This is a genomic window from Microcoleus sp. S36a_B3 (assembly GCF_036700745.1).
Lineage (GTDB): Bacteria > Cyanobacteriota > Cyanobacteriia > Cyanobacteriales > Microcoleaceae > Microcoleus.
The window spans coordinates 24,925-36,428 of the sequence record NZ_JAUBPN010000017.1 but is presented as its reverse complement, the minus strand read 5'-3'; the positions used below and the strand labels follow the sequence as shown (position 1 = coordinate 36,428).

6 protein-coding genes are annotated in these 11,504 nt (G+C 43.0%); 3 read left to right on the top strand and 3 right to left on the bottom strand.

Annotated features, from left to right (window positions below; all coding sequences use genetic code 11):
• Positions 1 to 79: 79 nt before the first annotated feature.
• A complete protein-coding gene (locus tag QUA01_RS18600) occupies positions 80 to 418 on the bottom strand; it encodes an HNH endonuclease (protein ID WP_333091820.1) in 339 nt (112 codons plus the stop codon).
• A 286-nt stretch (positions 419 to 704) separates the two neighbouring features.
• Positions 705 to 1,487: a calcium-binding protein gene (locus QUA01_RS18595; RefSeq protein WP_333091821.1), complete on the bottom strand. Its 783-nt coding sequence runs from the start codon at positions 1,485 to 1,487 to the stop codon at positions 705 to 707.
• 578 nt (positions 1,488 to 2,065) lie between these two features.
• Between QUA01_RS18595 and QUA01_RS18590 the strand changes: the two genes are divergently transcribed.
• The 3 genes from QUA01_RS18590 (at position 2,066) to QUA01_RS18580 (ending at position 10,873) form a co-directional block, all read left to right on the top strand.
• On the top strand, positions 2,066 to 4,354 hold the full coding sequence (locus QUA01_RS18590; RefSeq protein WP_333091822.1) for a GAF domain-containing protein: 2,289 nt from the start codon (positions 2,066 to 2,068) through the stop codon (positions 4,352 to 4,354).
• 302 nt (positions 4,355 to 4,656) lie between these two features.
• Entirely contained in the window at positions 4,657 to 10,170 is a 5,514-nt protein-coding gene (locus QUA01_RS18585; RefSeq protein WP_333091823.1) for a trifunctional serine/threonine-protein kinase/ATP-binding protein/sensor histidine kinase, read from the top strand.
• A 277-nt stretch (positions 10,171 to 10,447) separates the two neighbouring features.
• The gene (locus QUA01_RS18580; RefSeq protein ID WP_333091824.1) at positions 10,448 to 10,873 is read left to right on the top strand and encodes a hypothetical protein; all 426 of its coding nucleotides are present in this window, start codon (positions 10,448 to 10,450) and stop codon (positions 10,871 to 10,873) included.
• Positions 10,874 to 10,914: 41 nt separating this feature from the next.
• Here QUA01_RS18580 and QUA01_RS18575 read toward each other — a convergent pair whose 3' ends face one another.
• Complete coding sequence (locus QUA01_RS18575) at positions 10,915 to 11,340, bottom strand: thiol-disulfide oxidoreductase DCC family protein (RefSeq protein ID WP_333091825.1); 426 nt, start codon at positions 11,338 to 11,340, stop codon at positions 10,915 to 10,917.
• Positions 11,341 to 11,504: the final 164 nt, after the last annotated feature.

The window sequence follows — 11,504 nt, the reverse complement described above, 5'->3', positions numbered from 1 at the left end:
AAAAACCCGGTTTCTGCCCTCATGGGTAGTTTGATGTTTGTATTTTTTAACCGCTGGCGATTTTCCACTAATTTTTGTTTTATTCTGTTGGCGGGTGCCGCCAGCACTCCCACTGACGCCTAACGGTGACAGCAATATTATTGTTTAGTTGTAGTGCTGTGACTGTCGCGCGACAGCAGTCTGTAACTCCTCGAATTTCTGTACCTTCTTCACTCCATGCAAAATGATCCGACCATTGCTGAGTGCGCGGGTTAAACAACGTAACGCGCGTTTGTGTGACTGAATCTAATGCGTCTGTTTGGGTTCCTTTGTAATTATTGCACAGACTGCAGACCAGCCAGAGGTTTTCTTCAGCGTCGGTGCCACCCACAGCTTTGGGAATAATATGGTCAATTTCTAATATTCCCAGCACATACATTTGTAAACTACGACAATAACCGCATCAGTCAAGTCGCGAGCGTACAAATTTTAATTTTTAGATTTTGAATTTAGGATTAAACTATTAAAAATTGATTGTTAGTTTAACAAATAATTATTAATCAAAAAAAACTCAGTCTTCTTTTAGAGGACTTGAGCTGTGAGGCAGGGAATTAATTCCCTGCCGGACTTTTGGACTGCGGAAAAGATTTATTAGCGCCAGCGATCGTTAGCTTCGATCTACTCAATAAATAGCTCGATCGCCCATCAAATCCGCCTACACAAAACTAAGCCAAAAACTGGAACTGAGTACCGTTAATTGCCAAAGCAAACGGACTGGCTTCTTCAAAGGAACCGAGAAGCTCAAAGTTATCTGTGTTTAAAACTACCCCCAAAATCCGTCCGTCTCTTCGATTGCGAATCACCATATCATCAATAATTCCGTCGTTATCGTAAGCGATCAGATTGTCGTCAGTGAAGAGGAGGTCTAGTTCCGTTAAACCGTCAGTCAAACCGATGCGATCGCCTTCCTCAAAATTAAAATCTGTAATGACATCGGCTGCATTGACTCCAAATCCTTCGTCGTTGCTTCTGAGCACAAATATATCAGCACCGGGGCCTCCCGTGAGCACGTCAACTCCCCGATCGCCCACCAAGAAATCGTTGCCATCATTGCCGTCTAAATCGTCGTCTCCTTGCCCTCCCCGCAGGACATCGTTTCCAGACCCTCCAAAAATAATGTCGTTTCCCGCGTCGCCCCTAACTAAATCGTTGCCATCATTTCCATCCAGGCGATCGTTCTCTTTGCCGCCGTAAATGATATCATTTCCCTCGCCACCGCCGATAATATCATCCCCATTATTTCCTAGCAGCCGTTCGTTAGAATCCGACGAACCTGCTATGGTATCGTTGCCGTCTAGTCCCCAAACTCCCCAGGGAAAAGACGATAAATTTCCCTCTTCTACGTCAATCTCATCTGGTGTAGCGAATGCCAAAAAACGCGGCCCGCCGCCAGCAAATACAGGAAATCCAGTCAAATCACCGATGAGATTGTTAATCGTCAAAGCCATAAGTATGTCCTTGCAAAATGTTAATATTTACATTATATATTTTAATTAAATCATTGGCCAATAGCAAGGATATTTTATTTTGCATTACTTCAATTAACTAAATAATTGATGGCAATTGGCAAATTATCAATTACTAATTACAATTTTAAATTACCAAGGCTGTGCGTCGTTCAAGCCAAAGCTGCTATTTCGCCGAGGAGTCAAATAGCATTAGTCGCTGACAGTATCCGCTACGGCTCACCGCCTATAATGGGTGTGACCCGTCAGGCCGCAAACACGTTAATATCACCTATAACGTCGAGACTCAGAGGTTGTTTGTCAAGCAAAGTAAAAGTTTCTGGGGCGATCGTCCAAAAATACACTTAGTTTCCGAGACCAATACACAAACTTTACAAACAAGATCTAAGTTCTTTACATTCGCTCTAAATCCCCGTTCGCTCATTTTTTAACAAAATCCACTGCTTTCAGGTGTTTTGCTTATGTCTACTCCTAAATCGCCTTCCCCTCAAAACAACAATAACTCCGTAAAATCACGGTCAACCGCAAGTATCGCTCAAACAGAGCAAGACAGTGACAAGATGTCAAGCGAACCAAGCATGGAACAGCTACTCGAAGCTTTGGCGGCCCAAGTACCCAGTAAATCTGCTGAAATTGAACCCTTGAAAACGTGGAAACAAGATTTACAGCGATTGTTTCAATTTCTCGGCGATCGCCGCGTTTTAATCGCAGTAATGCAACCGGGAACTTTTGCCCTGCGGTACGCTAACGCAGCATTTTGCCGCTTGGCCGGTTGGGAAGAAACGTCCTTGGCAACTCAATCTATCAACGGTTTGTTTGCAGAAACCGACATCACTCTGCTGGAACTGTTCGAGGATTGGGGCGGCAAAACAGCAGAACAATTGTACCGCCGCCATCTTTTGCACTGGGTATTTAAGCAATATTATCAAATTGACATTGATGGTTTGCGGGTGCTAGAAGAACCTGTCACTGCGAGTGTAAAAAACCCCAAACACCGAGAACCCAGATTTATAGAATTTTGGCTGGGTTCGGAACAGTTGAAAATTACTCGAATTGACTCAAAAATAGATGAATTCGCAGATGTTTCTTTAAGATTAATGCCTGTAGCGGAACGGGAAGCTTGGCTGATGCAGCCGAATCAACTGGAGAATTTAGCCGATCGATTGCAGTTGGATAATTATCGCGTAGAAGGCTTGCTGTTGCTAGAAGGTTTTGATGTCACTGTGCAGGAGCAAATTCGCCGACTGACTCAGTTATTGATCGATCAAGATTCGATGCTGCGACCAGACAAATTTGAGAAAATTGATCGGTGTTTGCGATCGCTTTTCAATGCTGACGGCACTTTGCTGCTGCGGCCCGACGGCGAACAGGTACAGCTATTAGTTGCAAAAGACGGCCAACATTTGCAGCCAATTCTTTATTCAATGAATTCTTTAGAAGCTTCTCACTTTTTGAAGGCCACAGCAGCAAATCAAGTTTGGAACGTGCCAGACTTGCGTAGGGAGTGCGAAACCGAGTGCGATCGAACTTTGCGGAGAATGGGAACTCGATCGATGCTGCTGGTGCCCCTGGTAGTCAAATCCGTCACCCGTGAGGGGTGCGGGGTGCGGATTTTGGGTGTTGTGGGGCTGTTGTGCGATCGGCCAAACCACTTCAACGGCATTGACGCTCAACACGCCCAAGAACTCATTCCCGCCTTCATTGCAGCCCTGCGGCAAGCCATCCAAGAACGGTTTACCCACATTCACAACATCCACCCCGCAGTCGAGTGGCGGTTCGCCCAAGAAGCAGAAAGGCGAAGTTGGGGACTACCTGCTGAAACAATCGTATTTGCTGATGTTCATCCGCTGTACGGAATTTCGGACATTCGCGGTTCTAGCGACGAAAGAAACCGAGCCATTCAAACTGATTTGCTCGAACAATTCCGCTTAGGTTTAGTCATAGCTGATGCCGTTTGCGAAACACAAACTACCCACCTCGGCGAGCAACTGCGGCTCGACTTGCTCGACTACATCCAGCATTTAAAACAAAAAGTAACAGTCGATATGGAGGTGCGAGCCGCCGAGTATTTAAACGAGCATTTAGAAGTATATTTTGACTATTTTGTGCAGTGCGGGCCCAAGGTTCAGGCAGCCGTTGAAGCTTACCAAGCAGCCTGTGAAAACGAACATAACTGCGTTTACAGCGATCGCAACCGCTACGACCAAATGCTGAACTTAATCAGCACCAAACTCCAGGAAACCTGGGCCCGCTGGCAAGAAAAAATGCAGCAAATTCTCCCCCACTACTGCGACATCGAATGCACCGACGGCATCGATCACATGATTTATGTAGGAAAATCGATCGATCCCAAATTTAGCCAGTTTCACCTGCACAGTTTGCGGTACGAACAACTGCGAGCTATTTGCGATTGTGGCCGCACAGTTTTTCGCCTACAAGCCGAGTCTCAAATCAATATGGAACTCGCACATTTAGTCTTAGTGCAGAATACCACGATCGACATTTTTCACAACGAAAACACCGAAAAAATGTTTGATGTCAAAGGCACTCGCGACATTCGCTACGAACTTGTGAAAAAGCGGATCGAAAAAGCCGTTGACAAAGACGCACAAGAGCGAATTACCCAGTCGGGAATGTTGACTGTTGTTTATTCCACCGAGGAAGAGTGGGAAGAGTATCAGCAATACTTGCGCTACTTGTCTCGCGAAGGTTGGGTAGAGCCAAAAGTTCAGACTGGTATGGTAGAATCACTCCAAGGAGTCAGCGGTTTAAAATTCGCCCGCGTGCGTATTTTACCTGACCCGGAATCTATTTCTACTATCTGTGAAGTTACAGTAGTCAGCGATTGAGAACCTGTTCAATTGCCTATTTGAGACCCAGTGCGATCGCTCCCATCTCCGGCTGTTTTAGGCCCAGTGCGATCGCTCCCATCCCCCTGAAAAACTTTGCAGCCAAAGCATTCGGGACTCACACACAAGACCAATATTACATTTTAAATGTTGGTTGACACAAATGATCAAGCCCACATTTTCACTTAGTTTATATTCCGTGTGATTGGAAATCGCCAAATACACGATCAAAATCACACTTAATTTAGATTAAGTAGTGTTAACCTAATGATAATTAGCTCCTGTAATTTATAAGTTAAGTTATGTTAAACTTATCAGAATACCAAATAAATTCTACTCTGCACGAAGGCGTCGAAACAATCATCTATCGCGGACAAACACCGAGAAAAGCGGCACCAGAAATTCTGAAAGTCCTCAAAGCCGAATATCCCACCCTCGAAGCCATTACCAGGCTCAAACACGAATATCAAATCCGCCAAAATTTAGACAGCGAACAAATCGTCAAAGCCATCAGTATCGAAACATTCGACCACCGATTAGGCATCGTTTTAGAAGACTTTGGCGGCGAATCCCTCGCAAAACTGCTGGAAAGAGAAACCTTGAGCCTGCAAGCCAAGTTACACATCGCCATCCAAATAGTCAAAGCCTTACAATACCTGCATTTTCATCACATTATTCACAAAGACATCAAACCCAGCAACATCATAATTAACTCGCAAACAAAACAAGTAAAAATCACCGACTTCGGCATTGCTACAAAACTCAACAAAGAAAATCCGCAATTTAACAATCCCAACTCAGTCGAAGGCACATTAGCCTATATGTCACCCGAACAAACCGGGAGAATGAACCGCACCCTCGACTACCGCACAGACTTTTATTCCCTTGGTATCACCTTATATGAAATGCTGGCAGGAAAATTGCCTTTCTGCAGCAACGACCCCTTAGAAGTAGTTTATAGCCACATTGCAGTTCAACCAATATATCCCCATCAAACCAATTCAGAAATACCTGTCGCCATCTCAGAGATAGTGATGAAATTAATGGCAAAGAATGCCGAAGATAGATATCAAAGTGCTGCCGGATTGTTAGCCGACTTAGAAATTTCTTTGGATCAGTTAGAAACCACCGGACAAATTGCCGACTTCATCCCCGGACGCTTAGATATTCTCAGCCAATTGTTAATCCCCCAAAAATTGTATGGTAGAGAACAACAAGTCAACGAACTATTAGCAGCATTTGAACGTGTAGGGGCGGGTTCACCCAAATCTTTGCAACCCAACCTAAATACAGAAAAACCCGCCCGCCCCAATGCAGAAACCCTTTCAGTCGCATCTTTTCCACCAAACCAAAATACAGAAAAATTCGCCCATTGCCAAAGCGAACTAATGCTAGTATCAGGCTACTCAGGCATCGGTAAATCAGCCGTAGTCAACGAAGTTAGCAAACCCATTACCCGGTCAAAAGGTTACTTCATCAGCGGCAAATTTGACCAACTAAAACGCAACATTCCTTATGCCTCATTAATCCAAGCATTTAACTCCTTGCTGCGACAATTGCTAACAGAAAGTGCTGTTTCCTTAGAAATATGGCGCACTAAAATTTTAACAGCAGTGGGAACAGACGGCCAAGTAATTGCCGACGTAATTCCAAAAGTTGAATTAATCATCGGCAAGCAGCCAGAAGTCCCAGAACTCGCCCCTGTAGAATCCCAAAATCGATTCAATCGGGTATTCAAAGAATTTATTCGCGTTTTCGCCCAAAAAGAACACCCCCTAGTTATCTTTTTAGACGATTTGCAGTGGGCCGATTCAGCAACATTAAAGTTGACGCAAATACTGATAACTGACCCTGACCAAGAATATTTGTTGCTAATCGGTGCCTATCGAGACAATGAAGTTAGTCCGACCCACCCCTTAATTCAGACTGTAGAAGAAATTGAAAAAACTGGTACAATAGTCAACAATATCGTGTTGCAACCGCTAGATTTAGCAAATGTGACGGAATTAGTCACTGAAACACTTAACACTTGCAAAGAAAAAGTAACAAATCTAGCCGAGTTAATCTGGAATAAAACGGGCGGCAATCCTTTTTTCTTGACCCAATTACTCCAAGCACTTTATCAAGACTCTCTTTTGAAATTTGAATTTAATCACATTATAAATGAGGGAAGTCAAGGTGGCTGGTATTGGAGTATCGATGAAATCCAAGCCATTGGAATCACCGATAAAAGTGTGGTGGAACTGGTAGCTTCTCGCATTGAAAAGCTGCCCACAGCCACGCAAGAAGTGTTGAAGCTAGCAGCTTGCGTGGGAGATAAATTTGCTTTAGATGTGCTGTCACTTGTTAGCGAAAAGTCAGCTAATACGACAGCAACTGAACTTTATTCAGCTTTGCAATCCGGGTTAATTCTGCCATTGAGCGATGCTTATCGCATTCCTTTAGTTTTCGATCGAGCCGAATCAATCAATCTCAAGTTAGACACTTCGCGGGTTAGTTACAGATTTTTGCACGATCGCGTTCAGCAAGCAGCCTATTCGCTAATTCCCGAAGACCAAAAGCAATCCACCCATTTAAAAATTGGTCAATTACTGTTACAAAATACTCCACCAGACAAGCTAGAAGAAAACATCTTTGATATCGTCAATCAATTGAATGTCGGAATTGACACGATTAGCCAACAGTCAGAAAAAACTCAGTTGGCACAATTAAATTTAACTGCTGGACGCAAGGCTAAAGCGGCTGCTGCGTATGAAGCTGCTGTTAGGTATTTGCGGGTTGCTATGGGATTATTGCCAGCGGATTGTTGGAAAAGTCACTATGAGTTGACGTTAGCAATTTACGAGTCAACGGCAGAAGCTGAATACTTAAACATCAACTATGAAGATTCAAAAAATCTGGTTGATATTGTACTGCAAAAATCTAAAAACTTACTGGAAAAAGTGAATGTTTATCAACTTCAAATTCAGTCTTATAACGCTCAGAATAGACTTGTAGAAGCACTCAATACAGGACTGGAAGTCCTTAAATTGTTAGGCATTTCTTTTCCTCAAAATCCCAAGGCGCTAAATATTATGGCGGGACTGATTAATACAAAACTAAGCTTAGGATTGAGACGAATTGAGGATTTAGCTAACTTGCCAGAAATGATTGATCCCGACAAACAAGCAGCCATGCGGATTTTATCAGGGATTTTCAGCACTGCTGTTCAGACCAAGCCCCGACTGGTACCGCTACTGGCTTTTAGGATGGTCAAGCTGTGCATTAAATATGGTAATTCGCCTTATGCAAGTATTGCTTACGTTTTTTATGGCGTAGTTATGTACAAGGTAGGGGATATTAGTTTGGCATACCAATTCGGTCAACTGGCAATTAGGATGTTAGACAAATTTCCCTCCCGTTCAATCAAAAGTAGAGTTTATGCACCCTTTGGTTGCTTTATTAACCACTGGAAAGCCTCTGTCAAGTCCGGATTAGGCGATCTCAAAGAAGGTTTTAAAACTGGGATGGAAACTGGAGAGTTGGAATATGCTGGTTATTCTATAAATGAATATTGCTTCAAAAAACTGTCGATAGGAGAGCCTCTAGATTTGGTGGAGCAGGAGATGGGGAAATATATCAAACTAATGCAGCAATTTCAACTAGAACAGGCTGTACAGTATATAAGTATAAGCCGACAAACAGCCCTCAATTTGCGCGGTCAATCTGTCGAACCATGCCATTTAGTCGGCGAGAGCTTAAATGAAGTTGAAACGCTCCCCGCTTTAATAGAAGCTAAAAACTTTCTTTTAGTTTGTTTGATTTATAACGCCAAAGCTCAGCTTAATTTTTTGTTCAAAAACTACGTGGAAACCTTGGATAATTCAAGGTTATTTGAAAAACATGAAGAAGCCGCCGCCGCATTTTATGTAGTTTCTATTAGTAACTTCTACTACTCTCTCAGTCTCCTCGCTTTGTTTCCCCAAGCTGGCAAAGGTGAGCAAAAGCAATATCTTAAAAAAGTGATACAGTTACAAAAAAAGATGAAAAACTGGGCCGATTGCGCTCCGATGAATTATCAACACAAATACGACTTGGTAGCAGGGGAAACAGCGCGAGTTTTGGGGAAAAATACCGAAGCAATGGGATTGTACGATCGCGCAATTGATGGAGCAGCCAAAAACGGTTACATTCAAGAGGAAGCATTAGCCTATGAATTAGCAGGAGAATTTTATCAAGCTTTGGGTAAAGAGATAGTTTCTCAAGCATATCTGACTAAAGCTTATTATGGATATATCCATTGGGGAGCCATAGCTAAAGTTAAACATTTAGAATCAACACATCCTTTCTTAGCAGCACAGACGCGCACAATTCAAACCCCAACCCTAGATGTCACCCGCACTGCCACCGGCAATACTACCAGTAGTAGTTTAGGCGATTTCTTAGACTTAGCTACTTTTATTAAGTCGGCGCAAGCCATTAACGGTGAAATTGTTCTAGAAAAATTGTTGACCAAATTAATCAAAATTATTTTAGAAAATGCGGCGGCTCAAAAAGTAGTGCTGCTGCTGCTGAAAAACGATATTCTCTGCATAGAAGCTACTGGGAATTTTGCGGAGGATAAAGTGACAATTTTACAGTCTATTCCCGTAGAAAATTGTCAAGATATTCCCCTGTCTGTGATTAATTATGTACACAGCAGTCAAAAGCATCTGGTTTTAGACAATGCGACTGTCGCCGAACCTTTTAATGTAGATACCTACATTCAGAAATATCAACCCAAATCAATTCTCTGTTTGCCGATTATTTATCAATCTCAGCGGCGCGGAATAATTTATCTAGAAAATGCTTTGACGGTAGGAGCTTTTACAGCAGAGAGAGTAGAAGTATTCAAAGTGTTAATTTCTCAAGTTGCTATTGCTGTAGAGAATGCTGGTTTGTACGCGCGCGAGAAAGAAAAATCTCAACAGTTAGAAAAATCTTTCAATGAATTGCAACAGGCGCAACTGCAACTGATTCAAAGCGAAAAAATGTCTGCTCTCGGCAACTTGATTGCAGGGGTTGCTCACGAAATTAACAATCCGCTTGGTTTTATTGCGGGCAATCTTGATGCTGCTGCTGAGGCGAGCTTAGATTTGATTGATTGCTTACAACTTTACCAAGAAAAATTTCCTAATCCAGGAAATGAGTTAGAAGATAAAGCATCGGAGATTGATTTAGAATATTTGATCGAAGATTTGCCGAAAATGCTTTTATCTATGAAATCAGGTACAGAGCGCATCCGCAATATTAGCAAGTCTTTGCGGACTTTTTCCCGCGCTGACACTGCGAATAAAGTGTCAGCAAATATTCATGAGGGCATCGACAGCACTTTGATGATTTTACAGTATCGTCTGAAAGCTAAAGATACTCGCCCCGCGATTAAAGTTATCAAAGAATACGGAGATATCCCGCCAGTTAAATGTTATTTTGGGCAACTGAATCAGGTATTTATGAATTTGCTGGCAAATGCGATCGAGTGTTTTGACGAATTCAATCAGGGTCGCACTTATGCTGAAATTGAAGCTTTACCGAATACGATCGCCATTATCACTCAAGTCTCCGAGGATAACAACAGCGTGGTGATTACAATCAAAGATAACGGTCAAGGGATGTCATCGGAGCTCAAGTCGAAAATATTTGACCATCTATTTACTACCAAAGGAGTAGGGAAAGGTACGGGTTTGGGGTTGTCTATCAGCCGCCAAATTGTGGAAGAAACCCATGGCGGTAAACTAACTTGTGAATCAGTGCTGGGAGAAGGTTCGGAATTTGCGATCGCCCTTCCCCTGAATTAAGATTATGGAACTATGGCGTGTTTTAAAACCCGGAGATCCCCCCTAACCCCCCTTAATAAGGGGGGGACAAGAGTATCCTCAAAGTCAACCCCTACTCCCCTTTTTAAGGGGGATTTAGGGGGATCGAGACTCGGCTAAAAACGGCACAACACATATATGAAAATTTGTCAATGCCTAATTATTTCTGAAAAAGTCCGCTGTTCACAGTCTACATTCGGCAGTATGCAGTTACATTATTAGCTAAATGTAATAACTATATTTGATAGGAGTTTTTCGAGTGAACGCTGCCGAACAAGCCAAAAATATAGAAGTTGCCAGCAAAATTGCTGCGGTTGTTAATTTATTCAAGTCCGAATTCCCGGATGCAAAAGTCGATTTGAAACCTTGGATGAATGACCAGGATACCAGAGAACTTGTAGATCCAGATTCGATCGACATTGGCTTCCATTTTCCCGGTAGAAGCCGCTTGTTGCAAAGCCGCAGCATCTTGATTCAAATCCGATTTTACCAAGATCCGGTGGAAGGATATCGGCGGGCGATCGGGGTTGAGGCCGCCGGTTACGATCATAGCGGTCAGCAGTGGCACTTTTCTACTGTGGAAAATTGGAATTTTCTCGGTCTAACCGAACCTGCGGTGGAGTCGGCGCAAAAACTCAAAGACTTTTGCCAGCAGATATTCGATTTGTTTAATCAATCTTTTTGAGGACTTCAGTTTTCACTGCGAACCTGTTTGTAGTAAGGACTTTAGTCTTTGCTATTATCGCAATTGTCGATCGACTTACAACCAACTGGATAAGCAGATTTGTAAGTAGTCGATCGCTTGCCAAACAAAGTATAGCGGTTATCGCGGACTTGTTCGTACACGCGATCGCCCATCCACTTCATCCCCGGCATTGCCCGGTAAGCAGCCACAAACACCTCACCAGCAGGCATTATCCGCCCGATTTCCTCCGCCGCATCGCTACCTTGCCAGCGTTTTTCTAGATTCTGTGAATCTATCAAAATCATCCCCATTTCGCAGTCATCGGCGGTGATGCCAAAGCGATCTAATCCCTCTAAATCTTGCATAGAAATATACTCAAAATTCTGCCCTCGATCTAAGTTTTCTAGTAACTGGACCAAGGTGACACAGAGATTGCAATTGCCGTCGTAAATTACCTTATAATTCATTGGTTGAATGTTGAATGTTGAATGTTGAATGTTGAATGTTGACTGTTAACTGTTGACTGTTGAATGTTGACTGTTGACTGTTGACTGTTGACTGTTAACTACTGCCAACTGCCAACTGCCAACTGACTACTGCCAACTGCCAACTGCCAACTGCCAACTGCCAA